Source organism: Halovalidus salilacus (assembly GCF_031852275.1).
Taxonomy (GTDB): Archaea; Halobacteriota; Halobacteria; order Halobacteriales; family Natrialbaceae; genus Halovalidus; species Halovalidus salilacus.
This window is the reverse complement of record NZ_CP134700.1, coordinates 3,489,627-3,504,986: the sequence shown is the minus strand read 5'-3', so window position 1 is coordinate 3,504,986 and position 15,360 is coordinate 3,489,627. Positions and strand designations below refer to the sequence as shown.

The window sequence follows — 15,360 nt, the reverse complement described above, 5'->3', positions numbered from 1 at the left end:
CGGGAATGGAGATCACGACGACGGTCCACACCTACCGCGGCGCGAGCGACGGCCCGACGCTGTACGTCCAGGCGGCCCAGCACGGCCGAGAGATCAACGGCACCGAGGTGCTCCGGCGCTTCCACCACCGAATCCCTCTCGAGTCCCTCTCGGGGACGATCGTCGCCGTCCCCGTCGCCAATCCGCTGACGTTCGACCGCGTCTCGTACACGACGCCCGAGCAACTCGACAGCATCAACCCGAACATGAATCGAGTCTGGCCGGGCGACTCCGAGGGGACCCTCCACCAGCGGATGGCCGCTCGCCTCTGGGCGTACGTCGAGGGGGCCGACGCCGTCGTCGACCTCCACACGGGCAGCCCGGACATGCACCCGCACGTCGTCTTCGCCGAGGACGAACCCGGTTCCCGGCCGCTCGCGGAGGCCTTCGGGACGGACCTCCTCCTGGTCGAGCCCGCCGACTCGTCGGAGTGGCACCGTCGCGGCTTCTCGGGCAAACTCCGCGTGGCCGCCGCCGACGAGGGAATCCCCGCGATCACGCCCGAACTCGCGTTCAAAGAACAGATCATCGAGGACGTCGTCGAGGACGCCGTCGAGGGCCTCGTGAACGTCTGTCGGCACCTCGAGATGCTCCCCGGGAGCGTCCCCGAGCGGGACCAGACGGTGGCCCGCAACCACCTCGGGCAGGTGACGGCCGACGAGTCGGGGCTGTTCCGACCGGACCCGACCCTCGAGGTGGGCGAGGCGGTCTCGGAGGGAACCCCCCTCGGAACGGTCTACCACCCGACGACGTACGAGGCGCTCCACGAGGCAGCGGCGGACCGCGACGGGATCCTCTACGCGATCACGAAGGAGGCGACGGTGACGGAGGGCGATCAACTCGCGAGCGTGGCGCTCGTTCGGGAACGCGGATAGGCGACGGGGAACGGCGGCCTACATCGTCGAGAACCCGCCGTCGACGACCAGGCCGTGGCCGGTGACGAACGAGGACTCGTCGCTGGCGAGAAAGAGGATGGCGTCGGCGATCTCCTCGGGCCTGGCGAGGCGCTTGAGGGGGTACTGGTTCGCCATCGCCTCGCGGGCCCGCTCGGGATCGTCCTGCTTCTCGAGGTACCGATCGAGCAGCTGAGTCTCGGTGAAGCCGGGGCAGACCGTGTTGGCGCGCACGCCGTAGGGGCCCGCCTCGGCGGCGACCGTCCGGGTCAGGTTCAACACGGCCGCCTTGGTCGTCGAATAGGCGGCCTGCTTCGGGAGGCCGAGGATGCTCGCGAGCGAGCCGACGTTGACGATCGAGCCGCGGCCCTGTTCTTTCATGTGCGGCAGCGCGGCGTGGCAGCCGTTCCAGACGCCGTTGAGGTTGATATCGACGACGAAGTCCCGGACCTCCTCGTCCAGTTCCTCGAGGCTCCCGCCGGGGTGGCCGACGCCGGCGTTGTTGACCATCACGTCGAGGCCGGACGCCTCGGCGACCTCGTCGACGACCTCGTGGACCCGGTCGCTGTCGGTCACGTCGAGTTCGTAGAACTCCGCCTCTGCGCCGTCCTCCCGGAGGCGCTCTGCGACGGCTTCGCCGCTCTCGACGTCGACGTCGGTGACGATCACGCGCGCACCCTCCTCGGCGCACCGCTCCGCGGTTTTCTCCCCGATTCCCGACCCTGCTCCCGTGATGACGACGGTCCTGTCCTCGAGTCGCATGATAGCGCTATCGGCGGATAGTCACATAAATTCGTTCATTGTTTACGATGTAGGAGCGTGAGCTGTTTGCAGAATAGGGGACATCTCGAACAGTGGTAAGAAAAGGGGCACAGGGGAGCGGCTGACTCGCCGACTCGAAGGGAGCTATCGCCGGTGAGATTCGAACGACGAATTCGAGGACGAACGCTTATCCGGCATTCGGCCGTATCTCCCCTATGACCGCCATCGAGATTCCGGAGGACGTCTACGACGCGCTCCGGCTCCCAGAAGACGAACGAGAGGGAGTGATGCGCGAGGAACTCGCGTGTTTGTTGTACGACCGGGGCGTCCTTTCGTTCGGAAAAGCGCGGGAACTCGCAGGACTGTCGAAACGGGACTTTAGCGAACTACTCGGCGAACGCGGAATCGAACGCCACTACACCGACGAAGAGTTGGACGAAGACCTCGATTACGCCCGCCGATGACGTCGTCGTTACGATCGCTCGCGTGCGATCAGAACGCGCGCAGTTCCTCGAGCACCGACTCGGCGCTGCCGTCGTCGATGACCTCGCGGGCGGTCTCGAGGCCTTCTTCGAGCGAGTCGGCGTCGCCGCCGGCGTAGATGCGGAAGGCGCCGTTGAGCGCGACGGCGTCGGCGAAGCCGTCCTCGCGCTCGCCGGCGAGCACCTCCTCGGTGATGTGGGCCGAGTCGGCGGTGACGTCGTCGACCGCGAGGTCCTCGCGCTCCACGTCCATGCCGAAGTTCGCGGTCTCGATTTCGTAGTCTGTGAGATCGTCGTCCTCGGCGTTCCACTCGACGACCTTGGTGTAGCCGGGGCGGATGTCGTCGTAGCCCTCCATCCCCTGGAACATGATGACGCGGGAGAAGTCGGTACGCTCGCTCTCTTTGACGAGGTCGGTCATCTTCTTCGCGAACGCGAGGTGGTAGAACGAGCCGAGGTGGACGTCGGCGTTCGCGGGGTTGGCGACGGTCTCGATCGTGTTGACGAACGTCCGCACGCCCATCTGGTCCCGCCGGTCGTACAGCGAGTGGATTGCGGGGTTGAACGCCGGCTGGTAGTAGAACCCGAAGCCGGTCTCGTCGACCATCTCGGCGCTCTCTTCGGGCTCGAGTTCCGTCCGGACGTCGAGTTCGTCGAGGACGTGCTTGTAGGCCGTGGCCTTCTGGGTGGGGACGCGGTCGCCCGAGTGGGTGACGACCGGCGTGCCCGCGGCGGCGGCGACCAGGCCCGCGCCGACGCCGAGCAGCGCGGAGGTGTGTTTGCCGTCGTAGTTCGCGCCGCAGTCGACGGGGTCGCAGTCGGGTTCCGCCGTCACGACGCCCTCCTCGTACATCACGTCGGTGAACGCCGCGAGTTCTTCGGGCGTGTTGTGCTTCCACCGGTTGGCGAGCCAGAACGCGCCGAGGGTGGTCGGGTCGGGTTCGCCCGCGAGAATGCGCTGGAACGCCTCTCGGGCCTGTTCGCGCGTCATGTCCTCAGCGGACTTCGTGCCGGTGCCGACGACCTCCGTCATCAGCCGCTTCAGCGGCCACTCGCCGAACTCCTGGGATGCCTGAGCCATGTGCGCTCGTTGGGACGGACGGCGCAAAAGCCTCCCGTTTCCGGCGGGAACGCGACCCGCCGTACGACGGTTCGGCCGGTTCGCGGGCCGGCTCTCCCTCAGAGTTCGATCGCCATCATCACCTCGTCGATGTACTCCTGGTCGAGTTTGTAGTGGTCCTCGCGGACGGCCTCGACCGCCCAGCCGCGAGCGTCGAAGAAGTCGATCGCCTCCTCGTTGGTCGAGGGGACGCTCTGATACACTTTTTCGAGGCCGTTCGAGCGGACCCACTCGAGGGCGCGGTCGAGCAACTCGCTCCCGATGCCCATCCCGCGGTACCCTTCCAGGATGCCGACGGTGAGTTCGGCGGTGTGTGAGAGCTTCGCGAGGGTCGGGATGTGGAGGTGAGCCCAGCCGACGACCTCGCCCTCGACGGTGGCGACGAAGAACATCCGGGATTCGAACTCGTTGTGGCGCAGGAGGACGTCCTCGTGGTCGAGTTCGTCAGCGACGGTCTCGGCCTCGATGTAGGTCATCTCCTCGGCGACCTGCCGGATCGCGCCGACGATACCCGAGAGGTCCTCCTGCCTGGCCGGCCTGATCGTGACGTCGAGGTCTTCGGTAGTGAACGCCGCCTCTTCCTCCTCGACGTCGATCGCGATGCGCAGCGTGCCGTCGTCGTCCTCCTCGAGGTAGCCGTCGCGCTTGAGGATCGCGACGTCGTGTCTGAACGCCCGGGAGTACTGGGGATCGCCCGGGGGATCTTTCGGAAACAGGTCCTCGCGTACTCGTTCGCGGCGGACCGCCCCTCGCGATTCGACGTACTCGTATATCTGCGCCCGCTCGTCGCCGTCGATCGAGATCGGCTCGGTGAGTGCCATGTGTGGTGATAACATTGTTCGAGGTAATAGGCGTTACAGTACCGTCACGAGAACTGATACGCGGGGCTAGACCACCGATTCGCTCCGACCGTCTGGCGAGTCCGCATTCAACGTCCGGACGCGACGGGTGTTCGACCGGGACCCGAAAGCGATACCTTTCGACCGACCTAACCTCGACCAATGAGCACCCTCTCGGGGGACTGGCGGGAGGCCATCGACGAGGTGGACGCGGCCCTCGTCGACGGCTATCAGAGCGGCTTTCCGATCGCCGAACGGCCGTTCCGCCGCGTCGCCGACGACCTCGAGATCGAGGAGGACGAGGCCGTCGAGCGCGTCCGCACGCTCCTCGAGCGGGGGATCTTCCGGCGGTTCGGGCCGGTGCTCAACCCGCCGGTGATCGGCTCGTCGACGCTCGCGGCCGTGAAGGCGCCCGAGGGCCGGTTCGACGAGATCGCAGCGGTGGTCAACGGCTACCGGCAGGTCAACCACAACTACGCCCGCGACCACGAGTGGAACATGTGGTTCGTCGTCACCGCGGGTTCGCGGGACACGCGCGACGAGATACTCGCCGAGATCGAAGCGCGAACGGGCTGTACGGTGTTGAACCTCCCGATGCTGACCGACTACTACATCGACCTCGAGTTCCCCGTCGTCAACGCGGATCGGTTCGCACGGGAGTCGTTGCGCGAGGGCACCGACGCCTCCGCGACCCGGATCAGCGAGGAGGCGGCGGGCGACCTCTCGCGGTTCGAGTGCGACCTGTTGCTGGAGATTCAGGGGGGATTTCCCCTCTCAGCGACCCCCTACCGCGACCTCGCCGAAACGCTCGAGGCCGACGTCGCCGACGTTCTCGAAGCGATCCGCCGGCTGTCGGACCGGGGCTGCATCAAGCGCATCGGCTGCGTGGTCAACCACGTCGTCACGGGCTTCACCTCGAACTGCATGGTGGTCTGGGACGTGCCCGACGAGGAGCTCGACGAGCGCGGCGAGGCGGTCGGGGAACTCCCGTACGTTACCCTCTGTTACCACCGGCCGCGTCGCCTCGACCTCGACTGGCCGTACAACCTCTTCACGATGATCCACGGCCGCGACCCCGAGGCCGTCGACGAAAAGATCGACGAACTGGGCGCCGACCACCTCCCCGTCCCCCACGAGCGCCTCTACTCGACGGAGACGCTGAAACAGACCGGCGCCCGGTACGAGGACCTCGTCCCCTCGAGTTCCAACGCGGACTCGGCGTAAGCCTCACTCGAGGGCCCTCGCGACCATCTCGATCGGGGTCGGCGGACTTCCCTCGGCGCCGGGACGAGTTTCGAGTTGCGTGCGACAGGAGGCGCCGGGGGCGACGACCCGTTCGCCGGGGCTCTCCTCGACCTGTTCGTAGAGGGTATTCGCGATGGCGTCGCTCATCGAGGCGTGTTCGGCCTCGTAGCCGAAGCTGCCGGCCATGCCGCAACACCCCGAATCGAGCGGATCGACCGCGTAGCCCGCGCGCCGGAGGACGGCGACGGCGTGGTGGTCCTTCGCCGTCGCCTTCTGGTGGCAGTGGCCGTGGTAGACGAGCGAGTCGCGGGGATCGCCGCCGGTCGCCGCGTCGGCGCGTCCGCCGTCGGCAGTCGCGCCCCCGCCCACGCCCGCGGCCCCGGCGGCCGTCTCGGGCCGCTCGACGCCCGCGAAGTCGATCTCGGCGTCGAGGCCGAAGACGTCGATGTACTCGCAGGCGCCGTAGGTAGCGTTCGCGACCGTCTCGGTCTCCTCGCCCGGGAGGAGGTCCGGGTAGTCGAGCTGGAACATGACCGCGTCGGAGGGCTCGATCACCACGACGTCCCACCCCTCCTCGACGAGCGGCGCGAGCGCCCCGACGTTGTCGGCCGCCCGGTCGCGGGCCGTCTCGAGGAATCCCTTCGAGAACGCGGGGCGGCCGGTGTCGCCCAGTTCGCCCGGGACGGCGACGTGGACGCCCGCGGCCTCGAGCACCCGCACGGCCGCCTTTCCGGCCTCCGGGTGATTGTAGTTGGTGTACGTATCGGGGTAGACGACGGCCTTACGAACGGCCGTCGACTCGGATACCCGCGCGCCGTCGCGCTGTTCGAACCAGTCGCGGAAGGTCCGGTCGTGGAACGTCGGAAGCGGCCGGTCGCGCGCGATGCCGATGGTCTCCTCGAGGAGCCAGCGCGCGCCCGGCAGCTTCGGGAGGGCGTTCGATGCCGGCGCGAAGCGGCTACCGAGCGCCGAGAGGGTGGCGACGTTCGCGAACAACTTATCGCGCAGGCTCGAGCCGTTACGCCGGTGGTACTCGTGGGTCACTTCGGCTTTCAGTTTGGCCATGTCGACCTCGCTCGGGCAGTCGATCGCACAGCCCTTGCAGCCGATGCAGAGGTCCATCACCTCCTCCATGAACTCGTCCGTGAACGCCTCGTCGGGGTCGAGGTCGCCGCTCATCGCCTGTCGGAGGGCGTTCGCCCGGCCGCGGGTCGCCGTGATCTCCTCCCGGCTCGCCCGGTAGGTGGGACACATCACGCCGCCGGTCGTCGACTGCTCGCCGCGACAGCCGCCACAGCCGTGGCAGAGCTCGACCATCCCCCGGAATCCGTTCTCGTTGGCCCACTCGAGTTCGGGCTCGAAGCCGGCCTCGAACTCGTAGTCGGGGTCGAACCGGAGGTGTTCGCGCAGGTCCGTCGGATGGTCGTCGCGGAAGACGACTTGCCCCGGGTTGAGGAGCCAGTCGGGGTCGAACGCCGTCTTCAGGTCCTGGAACGCCCGCCAGAGGTCCTCGCCGTAGAGCTTGCGGTTCCACTGGGTGCGGGCGCGGCCGTCGCCGTGCTCCCCCGAGACGGAACCGCCGAGGTCGACCACGAGGTCGGTCACCTCGTCGGCGATGCCGTACAGCTGCTCGAGGCCGAACTCGGTCTTCGTGTTCACCAGCGGGCGGACGTGGAGCACGCCCGGCCCGGCGTGGGCGTAGAACGTGGCGTAGGTGTCGTAGGACTCGAGGATCTCCTCGAACGCCTCGACGAATTCGGGGAGGCGCTCGGGCGGAATCGCGGTGTCCTCGATGAACGAGATGTGCTTCTCGTCTGTCGTCCTCGAGAGCAGGATCGGGAGGCCGGACTTGCGTAGCTTCCACAGCTTCGCGCGCTCGGCCTTGTCGTAGGCCTCGAGCGCCTCGATCGCGGACCGCTCGGCGTCGACCGTCGGCGCGTTCGCCGGCGGGTCGGCGGCCGGCGTCGCCGAGGGACACCGATCGGCGAGCAGGCCGGCGACCTTCTCCCGGCCCTCGTCGGCGTCCTCGGCGTAGAACTCGACGAGCAACACCGCGTTCGTTCCCTCCGGGAGGATCTCGGTGACCGGCCCGAACTCCGCCGTGTCCCGGGCGAGGTCGATCAGCACGTCGTCGAGCACCTCGACCGCGGCGGGGTCGTGCTCGAGGATCGGCGCCACGTCCGCCATGGCGTCGTGGAGCTCGCGGTAACACAGCAGCGTCACCGCCTTCGACGGCGGAATCGGCTCGAGCGAGACGGTCACCTCCGTCACGACGGCGAGGGTGCCCTCGCTGCCCGCGAGCAGCCGCGCCAGGTTGACGGTTCCGGGCTCGCCCGTCTCCTCGCCGCCCGGCAGGGTCTCCCCGCGGGCCTCCGCGACGAGGCGGTCGAGGTTGTACCCCGAGACGTTGCGCTTCATGTCGGGGTAGGCCGCCTCGATCTCGTCCGCGTCCTCCGCGAGAATCCTCGAGACCTCGGCGTAGATCCGCCCCTCGAGATCGCCGTCGGGATCCGCGCGCTCGTCGATCTCCTCGAGGGTCACCTCGCCGAACCGGGTGACGGTCCCGTCGGCGAGGACGACCTCGGCCTCCTCGACGTACGCGTCGGTCTTGCCGTACTGCAGCGAGTGCGCCCCGGTCGAGTTGTTGCCGACCGCGCCGCCGATCGCGCTCTTGTCGCCCCAGGCCGGATCGGGGGCGAACTTGAGCCCGTGGGGCTCGAGCGTCTCGTTCAGCGTCCCGAGGATCGTTCCGGGCTGGACGGTCGCCCTCTGCCCCTCGGGGTCGACTTCGAGGATCTCGTTCATGTGCCGGGTGAAGTCGAGGACGACGGCGCGGTTGACCGTCTGTCCGGCGAGGCTCGTCCCGCCGCCCCGCGGGAGCACGGGGATCTCCCGCTCCGCGCAGTACTCGAGGACGCCGGCGACGTCCTCCGTCGATCGGGGGAAGACGACGCCGATGGGCGTCACCTCGTACGGGCTCGCATCGGTGGCGTACAGTTCGCGCGAGTAGGAGTCGAACCGGACGTCGCAGTCGACGAACCGTCGAATGTCGCGCACGAGCGCCGGTCGGTCGACGTCGTCGCTCTCGTAGTCGTACCGCGCGCGCGGATCCGCCGCCGGATCGTCGTTCGGGGTCCGCTCCGTGGCCATGTCTTACACTCACCCGTCGGAAGCATAAACCGTCGGCTTCCGGTCGGACGTCGTCGTCGATCCGGGGCGGGCGATCGCACCTCGCGAGGCCGAATTCGGTCGCCGGGGAGTTCGATCGCCGAGCGTCGCGGAAAGGGGAGGGGGGGAAACCCGGTGGGAGACCGGTGTGGAGGGGATGGAACGTCGGTCGGACGAATCGTCGTCCTCGCGCGCCGCCGGGGGTGGGCTCGCGAATCGACGCGTTCTGGGGGTGCGTCTCCGGGGCCGTCTACCTGTCAGACGGCGTCGGTGGCTTCCACTGGCAGGTAAACAAATACTTTCCCAAAGTAGTTGGGTATCGATTCGCCCGTCGGTGATCGGTTCGTCCGTCCGTGTAGACCTGCAGACGTGATCGATCGAATTTTATATCGAAATTTTATCATACGACGGTGACGAGAACCGATCGCCCTCGTTCGATACGGATCGAACGTCACGGGACTAACGATCGGCACGACCCCTCAGACTCCCAATTTTGCACGGGGGCTCCTTACTTCACCAGCAAAAATTCCAGCTGGAGCTATTCGACGATCGAGCACAGGAACCTGTCCCTAAACCGTTCAAATGCCAGTAAACGGTCGAGCGAATTCTCGAGAGCACACGACGGAAGACGCGACCGATACCTATAAAATGATAGACTAATATACCGAACTGTCGTACAGATAAACAGTAATTATCGGCAACGGACCGTCGCCGATCGACGATCACTCGCCGGTGAATTCGGGGTCGCGCCCCTCGAGGAACGCGTCGATCCCCTCGTTCTTGTCGCGCGTGGCGAACAGCTGGACGAACAGTTCAGACTCGTGGTCGATGCCGTCGTCGAGCCCCATTCGGGAGCTGGCCGTGATCGCCTCCTTGGCGAGCTCGAGGGCCAGCGGGCTCTTCTCGGCCATCTTCCCGGCGAGGTCGTAGACGCGCTCGTCGAGGTCCTCGTCCTCGCAGACCTCGTCGACGAGACCGATCTCTTTCGCCTCTTCGGCGTCGATCAGTTCGCCCGAGAGGATCAGGCGCATCGCCTGTCCCTCGCCGACGAGGCGGGCGAGCCGCTGGGTGCCCCCGCCGCCGGGGATGATGCCGAGATTGATCTCGGGCTGGCCGAGCTTCGCCCCCGATCGGGCGATCCGGACGTCGCAGGCCTGGGCGAGTTCGCAGCCGCCGCCGAGCGCGTGGCCGTTGATGCGCGCGATGACGGGGATCGAGAGGCCGTCGACCGTCTCGTAGACGCGCGGGCGGGCGCTCGCCTCGCGCTGCTCGACGAGGTCGCGCTCGCGAAGTTCCTTGACGTCCGCCCCGGCGACGAACGAGCTCGATTCGTCGCTGCCCGTGAGCACGAGGACGCGCACGTCCTCGTCTGCCTCGGCCGCGGCGAGGGCGTCTTTCAGCTCCGTCCGAACCTCGGCGTTGAGCGCGTTGCGGGCGTCCGGCCGGTCGATCGTGATCGTGGCGACCCCCTCGACGTTCTCGCCGACCTCGACCGAGAGTAACTCGTACTCGTCGGTCAGCGTCCGCTCACTCACCGTCACCACCCCGGTCGCCGCTCGTACCGACGCGCTCGCCCTCTTCCCAGACGTAGAACCCCTCGCCGGTCTTCTTGCCGAGCTTTCCGGCGCGGACCTTCCGGCGCAGGTTCTGCGGCGGCTTGAACCGCTCGCCGAGTTCCTCCCGCAGGTGCTCGGCGATGTGCAGGCGTACGTCCAGCCCGACCTGGTCGGTCAACTCGAGGGGCCCCATCGGGTGGCCGTAGCCGATCTTCATCCCCTCGTCGATGTCGGCGGGGCTCGCCACCCCTTCCTCGACCATCCGCATCGCCTCGAGGCCCAGCGCGAGGCCGAGTCGGGAGGTGGCGAAGCCGGCGGTGTCGCGGACGACGACGTCCTCCTTCTCGAGGTCGCGGACGCAGTCGATCGCGAACTCCTCGGTTCGCTCGTCGGTCTGCTCTGCGATCACGATCTCGACGAGGTCCATGATGTGCGGCGGGTTGAAGAAGTGGAGGCCGACGACGCGCTCGGGGTGCTCGAGCGCGCTGGCCATCTCCGTGATCGACAGCGAGGAGGTGTTCGAGGCGAGGACGGCCTCCTCGCTCGCGTACGTCTCGACGTCCGAGAAGACCTCTTTCTTGAGGTCCATGTCCTCCGGGACCGCCTCGACGACGAGGTTCGCGTCTGAGACGGCTTCCTCGAGGTCGATCGTCCCCTCGATCCGCTCGAGGGTCGCCTCCATCTCCTCCTCGGTGACCTTCCCGCGGTCGACGCCGCCCTGGAGGTTCTCGCGGATGCCCTCGATGCCCTCCTCGACGAACGACTCCTGGACGTCCCTGAGGACGACGTCGTGTCCGGCCATCGCGGACACCTGCGCGATTCCGTGGCCCATACTCCCGGCTCCGAGGACTGCGATCTGCATGTGAGTGAGGACCGAACTGAGCGCAAAAAACGTTCCTGTTCGCCCGATCGCACCGTCGCCGATCCCGCCGCCTTCCGTCGGCCCGGCGGGGCTCGCGGTCCGTCGGTGATCGGGACGCTTACTTTCCGGCCCCGCGTGGTATTCGGTATGACGGAGCAGCACCAGCCGGTGGTCGTGCAAGCGGTGCGGACGCCCCAGGGCAAACAGGGCGGCGTCTACGCCGAGATGGGCAGCGAGGAACTGTCGGTTCCGCTCGTGAACGAGATGCTCGAGCGGACCGGTTTCTCCGGCGACGACGTCGACGACGTCCGCTGGGGGTGTGCCAAGCAGGTGAACGAGCAGAGCAACAATCTCGCGCGCGTGATCGCCCTCTGTTCGGATCTCGGCGAGTCGGTCCCCGGGACGACGATCGACCGCCTCTGTGCCTCCTCCGCGGAGGCGATCATGAGCGCGACCGACGCCATCCGCTCGGGGCAGCGCGAGGTGATCGTCGCCGGCGGCGTCGAGAACATGACGCGCAACGAGCGCCGACACGGAATCGGCGTCTACGACGGTATCTCCGAGCAGTACGACGTCGCCGGCCTCCGGATGGGCCAGACCGCCGAGACGGTCGCGCGGGAGTACGACATCGGCCGCGAGGAGCAAGACGCATACGGCGCCCGCAGCCAGCAGCGTGCCGTCGAGGCCACCGAGGAGGGGCGCTTCGACGACGAGATCGTCCCGATCGACACGGGTGGTGCGTCGGGGAGGCACCGAGCAGACGGCGAAGCCGTCGAGGACGAGGGGGTCGTCACCGAGGACGAGGGCCTGCGCCCCGGCACCACGAAGGAGAAGATCGCGAAGCTGCCGCCCGCCTTCGAGGAGGACGGCACGGTCACCGCCGCCAACGCCTCGCAAATTTCGGACGGGGCCGCCGCCGTCTTGCTCACGAGCCGTGCGTTCGCCGAGGAGCGCGGCCTCGAGGTGCTCGCCGAGGTGGGCGACCACAACGTCGCCGGCGTCGACCCGCGCGTGATGGGCATCGGACCCGTCCCGGCGGTCCGGGGCCTCTGGGAGCGCAACGGTCGGAGCGCGGACGAGTACGACCTCGTGGAGCTCAACGAAGCGTTCGCGAGCCAGACGCTCTACTGCCAGCGCGAACTCGGCTTCGACGACGAGACCTTCAACGTCAACGGCGGCGCGATCGCCATCGGCCACCCCCTCGGCGCGTCGGGTGCGCGCCTGCCCGTCACGCTGATCCACGAACTCCGACGCCGGGGCGGCGGCCGCGGCCTCTCGACGATGTGCGTCGGCTACGGACAGGGCGCGGCCATCGAGTTCGTGGTGGACTAACGCGGTCGCTCGAGGCGTCGCGCGCTCGAAAATTTGGATCGACGTTCGGAGTTCGGAGTTCGGAAATCGGAGTTCGGGACGCGCCCGCTCAGAGCAGGCGGTCGGCGATGATGTTCTTCTGGATCTCGCTGGTGCCCTCGTAGATCTTCGTGATGCGGGCGTCGCGGTAGTACCGCTCGGCCGGGTAGTCCGAGACGTAGCCCGAGCCGCCGTGCACCTGGATGGCCTCGTCGGCGACGTCGACCGAGATCTCGGAGGCGAACAGCTTCGCCATGCTCGAGTACTTGGCGGCGATCTCCTGGTTCTCCTGTTCGACCTGGGACGCGGCGCGGTAGGTCAGCGAGCGGGCGGCCTCGACCTGCGTCGCCATCTCGGCGAGCTTGTGCTGGATGGCCTGGAACTCGCCGATCTTCCTGTCGAACTGTTCGCGCTCGCCGGCGTACTCGATCGCGGAGTCGAGCGCGCCCTGGGCGGCGCCGACCGCCTGGGCGGCGACGTTGGTTCGGCCGGAGGCGAAGAACTCCATGAGCTGGTAGAAGCCCTTGTCGACCTCGCCGATGACGTTCTCCTCCGGGATGCGGACGTCGTCGATGATGACCTCCGCGAGGTCGGAGGCGCGGATGCCCAGCTTGTTCTTGATCTTCTCGGTCGTGATGCCGTCCCAGTCCATCTCGACGAGGAAGGCGGTGATGCCGCGGTGGCCCTCGTCGGGGCTGGTTTTGGCCATCAGGACGCCGACGTCCGCGACGGTCCCGTTGGTGATCCACATCTTGTTGCCGTTGGCGACGTACTCGTCGCCGTCTTTCTCCGCGACGGTCTCGATGCCGGCGACGTTCGACCCGTGGGCGGGTTCGGAGATCATCGAACAGGAGGCGCTCTCCCCGTTCGCGATCTTCGGGAGCCACTCCTCTTTCATCCACTCGTCGCCGAACTCGACGATCATGTTCGTCCCGAAGCCGGCCGAACCGACGGCGGAGCCGATCCCGGGGTCGGCGCGCCACAGCTCCTCGGTCACGATGACGCTCGAGAGCTTGTCCATCCCGGCGCCGCCGTACTCGATGGGGATGCTCGGCGCGACGAAGTCGTACTCCGCGGCCTTCGTTCTGATCTCCTCGGGGTAGATCTGTTCCTGGTCGTACTCCTCGGCGACCGGCTCGATCTCGTTCTCGCCGAAGTCGCGCACCGCCTGGCGGATGGCACGGTGCTCGTCCGTTAGCTGGAATGCCATTGTGTAGCGAGTTCACACTCCAGGGAAAAAAACGTTGTTAAGCAATCCCGCACGGACGGAATCACTGTTAAGTCCAACTATCACTCGTTCGAGCGATCAACCGATCGAACGCGACCGCGGTCTGCGGATCGCGCAATCCGCAGACCCGATACGGTTACTGCGGGGTTTCGTCGAACCCCCGCCGTCGCCCGTCGTCACTCCTCGTCCTGGATCTTGAACTTCTGGACCTTGCCGGTCGCCGTCCGCGGGAGTTCCCGCACGAACTCGACCTCTCGGGGGTGTTTGTACGCCGCGAGGTTCTCGAGGCAGTACTCCTTGATCTCCTCGGGCGTGGCCTCCGCGTCGGGCGTCGGGACGATGAACGCCTTGACGGTCTCGCCCCGGCGCTCGTCCGGAATCCCGACGACGGCGGCGTCGGCGACGTCGGGGTGCTCGAAGAGCAACTCCTCGACCTCGCGCGGGTAGACGTTGTAGCCGCCGGTGACGATCATGTGCTTCTCGCGGTCGACCACGTAGAAGAAGTCGTCCTCGTCCCAGTAGCCGATGTCGCCGGTGTGGAACCACGTTTTCCCGCCCTCTTCGGTGAACGCCTCATCGTTGGCCTCGGGCAGGCCGTAGTAGCCTTTCATCACGTTCGGTCCGGAGACGACGAGTTCGCCGGTGATCTCGTCGAGATCGGCGTCCTCCTCGTCGACCGGCCCGCGCTCGACGCGGGGGACCTCCTCGAACGCCTCGTCGACGATCTTCGCGTCCATGCCGTCGAACGGCTGGCCGATGCTCCCCTTCCGGCGCGCGTCCGGCCCGTTCGCGTGGGTCGTGGGACTCGTCTCGGTCAGGCCGTACCCCTCGTAGAGGGTGACGCCGAACAGCTCCTCGAACCGCTCTAAGACCTCCATCGGGAGGCTCGAGCCGCCGGAGTTCGCGAACCGGATCGAGGAGAGGTCGAACTCGTCGGCGTCCGGGTGATTGATCATGTCGTTGAACATCGCCGGCACCCCGAACATGACCGTGATCTCCTCTTCTTCGATCAGTTCCATGACCTCGGCGGCGTCCCACTCGGCGACGGGGTAGTAGCCGGCGCCGTTGAACAGGCCGCCGTTCATCACGACGGACATGCCGTAGATGTGGAACAGCGGCAGGACGCCGATGAGGGCGTCCTCGGGGTAGATGCCGCCGATGAGGTCGGCGTTCACCTGCGCGGTCCACGTGAGGTTGTGGTGGGTCAGGAGGACGCCCTTGGGGGTGCCGGTCGTCCCGCTCGTGTACGGCTGGACGGCCACGTCGTCGTCGGCCCGGTCGACGATATCGAGGGTCTCATCGGCGAGGAACGCTTCGAAGTCGGTGGCGCCCTCGACCTCGTCGCCGACGCTGATCACCCGCTCGACGTCGGTCTCCTCGAGGACCTCGTCGACCGCCGAGACGTTCTCGGAGAGCGTGACGACGGCCTTCGCCCCGCTGTCCGACAGCAGGTGGCTGATCTCCCGGGCCCTGTACTGTGGGTTCATCGGGACGACGATGGCGCCGGCGCGCAGTGTTCCGTGGAACGCGGTCACGAACTCCGCCAGGTTCGGCAGGTAGATCGCCACGCGGTCGTCCTCGCCGATGCCGCGCTCTGTAAGCCCCTTCGCGAACCGGCCGGTTCGCTCCCAGAACTGCTCGTACGTGCGTTCGTCGCCGTCGGCGGCCACCGCGACCGAGTCCGGGTACGAGTCGACGGTGTCCGCGACCTTTCGAGCGAGATTCGTCATCTTCCTACACGTGAGTCGCGTGAACGCCACAAAAGGATTACCACTTCCGCTGACCGTCACGTCGAGCGACCGTCGGGCGTGGGACC

The 15,360-nt window shown here is 67.3% G+C and carries 12 protein-coding genes; 4 read left to right on the top strand and 8 right to left on the bottom strand.

Going from position 1 to position 15,360, the window contains the following annotated elements; translation table 11 throughout:
• Window positions 1-5: 5 nt before the first annotated feature.
• Entirely contained in the window at window positions 6-914 is a 909-nt protein-coding gene (locus RJT68_RS17210; RefSeq protein WP_407040400.1) for a succinylglutamate desuccinylase/aspartoacylase family protein, read from the top strand.
• 18 nt (window positions 915-932) lie between these two features.
• Here the strand turns inward: RJT68_RS17210 and RJT68_RS17205 are convergent, their stop codons facing one another.
• Complete coding sequence (locus tag RJT68_RS17205; RefSeq protein ID WP_407037759.1) at window positions 933-1,694, bottom strand: SDR family NAD(P)-dependent oxidoreductase; 762 nt, start codon at window positions 1,692-1,694, stop codon at window positions 933-935.
• 215 nt (window positions 1,695-1,909) lie between these two features.
• Between RJT68_RS17205 and RJT68_RS17200 the strand changes: the two genes are divergently transcribed.
• Window positions 1,910-2,158 (top strand): UPF0175 family protein, encoded by a 249-nt coding sequence (locus tag RJT68_RS17200; RefSeq protein ID WP_407037758.1) that lies wholly within the window; start codon window positions 1,910-1,912, stop codon window positions 2,156-2,158.
• 28 nt (window positions 2,159-2,186) lie between these two features.
• Here RJT68_RS17200 and RJT68_RS17195 read toward each other — a convergent pair whose 3' ends face one another.
• A complete protein-coding gene (locus RJT68_RS17195; protein ID WP_407037757.1) occupies window positions 2,187-3,257 on the bottom strand; it encodes an anthranilate phosphoribosyltransferase in 1,071 nt (356 codons plus the stop codon).
• 98 nt (window positions 3,258-3,355) lie between these two features.
• Window positions 3,356-4,117, bottom strand: a complete 762-nt coding sequence (locus RJT68_RS17190) for a GNAT family N-acetyltransferase (RefSeq protein ID WP_407037756.1) — start codon at window positions 4,115-4,117, stop codon at window positions 3,356-3,358.
• A 180-nt stretch (window positions 4,118-4,297) separates the two neighbouring features.
• On the opposite strand from RJT68_RS17190, the gene ahbB reads away from it, so the two are divergent.
• On the top strand, window positions 4,298-5,359 hold the full coding sequence (gene ahbB, locus RJT68_RS17185; RefSeq protein ID WP_407037755.1) for a siroheme decarboxylase subunit beta: 1,062 nt from the start codon (window positions 4,298-4,300) through the stop codon (window positions 5,357-5,359).
• 3 nt (window positions 5,360-5,362) lie between these two features.
• On the opposite strand, the gene RJT68_RS17180 is transcribed toward ahbB, so the two are convergent.
• The 3 genes from RJT68_RS17180 to RJT68_RS17170 form a co-directional block, all read right to left on the bottom strand.
• A complete protein-coding gene (locus RJT68_RS17180; RefSeq protein WP_407037754.1) occupies window positions 5,363-8,530 on the bottom strand; it encodes an FAD-binding and (Fe-S)-binding domain-containing protein in 3,168 nt (1,055 codons plus the stop codon).
• A gap of 740 nt (window positions 8,531-9,270) precedes the next feature.
• A complete protein-coding gene (locus tag RJT68_RS17175) occupies window positions 9,271-10,083 on the bottom strand; it encodes an enoyl-CoA hydratase/isomerase family protein (RefSeq protein WP_407037753.1) in 813 nt (270 codons plus the stop codon).
• Complete coding sequence (locus tag RJT68_RS17170) at window positions 10,076-10,966, bottom strand: 3-hydroxyacyl-CoA dehydrogenase family protein (protein ID WP_407037752.1); 891 nt, start codon at window positions 10,964-10,966, stop codon at window positions 10,076-10,078. The genes RJT68_RS17175 and RJT68_RS17170 overlap by 8 nt, the downstream gene beginning before the upstream one ends.
• A 147-nt stretch (window positions 10,967-11,113) precedes the next feature.
• Here RJT68_RS17170 and RJT68_RS17165 point away from each other — a divergent pair, with 147 nt between their 5' ends.
• Window positions 11,114-12,298, top strand: a complete 1,185-nt coding sequence (locus tag RJT68_RS17165) for a thiolase family protein (protein WP_407037751.1) — start codon at window positions 11,114-11,116, stop codon at window positions 12,296-12,298.
• An 88-nt stretch (window positions 12,299-12,386) separates the two neighbouring features.
• Here RJT68_RS17165 and RJT68_RS17160 read toward each other — a convergent pair whose 3' ends face one another.
• Both RJT68_RS17160 and RJT68_RS17155 read right to left on the bottom strand, forming a co-directional pair.
• A complete protein-coding gene (locus RJT68_RS17160) occupies window positions 12,387-13,526 on the bottom strand; it encodes an acyl-CoA dehydrogenase family protein (RefSeq protein ID WP_407037750.1) in 1,140 nt (379 codons plus the stop codon).
• Window positions 13,527-13,720: 194 nt separating this feature from the next.
• Window positions 13,721-15,274 (bottom strand): long-chain-fatty-acid--CoA ligase, encoded by a 1,554-nt coding sequence (locus RJT68_RS17155; protein WP_407037749.1) that lies wholly within the window; start codon window positions 15,272-15,274, stop codon window positions 13,721-13,723.
• Window positions 15,275-15,360 lie beyond the last annotated feature (86 nt).

Excerpts from the sequence above, each read along its gene's own strand:
- RJT68_RS17210 (WP_407040400.1), top strand. The coding sequence starts at position 6 with ATGGAGATCACGACGACGGTCCACACCTACCGCGGCGCGAGCGACGGC.
- RJT68_RS17205 (WP_407037759.1), bottom strand. The coding sequence starts at position 1,694 with ATGCGACTCGAGGACAGGACCGTCGTCATCACGGGAGCAGGGTCGGGA.
- RJT68_RS17200 (WP_407037758.1), top strand. The coding sequence starts at position 1,910 with ATGACCGCCATCGAGATTCCGGAGGACGTCTACGACGCGCTCCGGCTC.
- RJT68_RS17195 (WP_407037757.1), bottom strand. The coding sequence starts at position 3,257 with ATGGCTCAGGCATCCCAGGAGTTCGGCGAGTGGCCGCTGAAGCGGCTG.
- RJT68_RS17190 (WP_407037756.1), bottom strand. The coding sequence starts at position 4,117 with ATGGCACTCACCGAGCCGATCTCGATCGACGGCGACGAGCGGGCGCAG.
- ahbB (WP_407037755.1), top strand. The coding sequence starts at position 4,298 with ATGAGCACCCTCTCGGGGGACTGGCGGGAGGCCATCGACGAGGTGGAC.
- RJT68_RS17180 (WP_407037754.1), bottom strand. The coding sequence starts at position 8,530 with ATGGCCACGGAGCGGACCCCGAACGACGATCCGGCGGCGGATCCGCGC.
- RJT68_RS17170 (WP_407037752.1), bottom strand. The coding sequence starts at position 10,966 with ATGCAGATCGCAGTCCTCGGAGCCGGGAGTATGGGCCACGGAATCGCG.
- RJT68_RS17165 (WP_407037751.1), top strand. The coding sequence starts at position 11,114 with ATGACGGAGCAGCACCAGCCGGTGGTCGTGCAAGCGGTGCGGACGCCC.
- RJT68_RS17160 (WP_407037750.1), bottom strand. The coding sequence starts at position 13,526 with ATGGCATTCCAGCTAACGGACGAGCACCGTGCCATCCGCCAGGCGGTG.
- RJT68_RS17155 (WP_407037749.1), bottom strand. The coding sequence starts at position 15,274 with ATGACGAATCTCGCTCGAAAGGTCGCGGACACCGTCGACTCGTACCCG.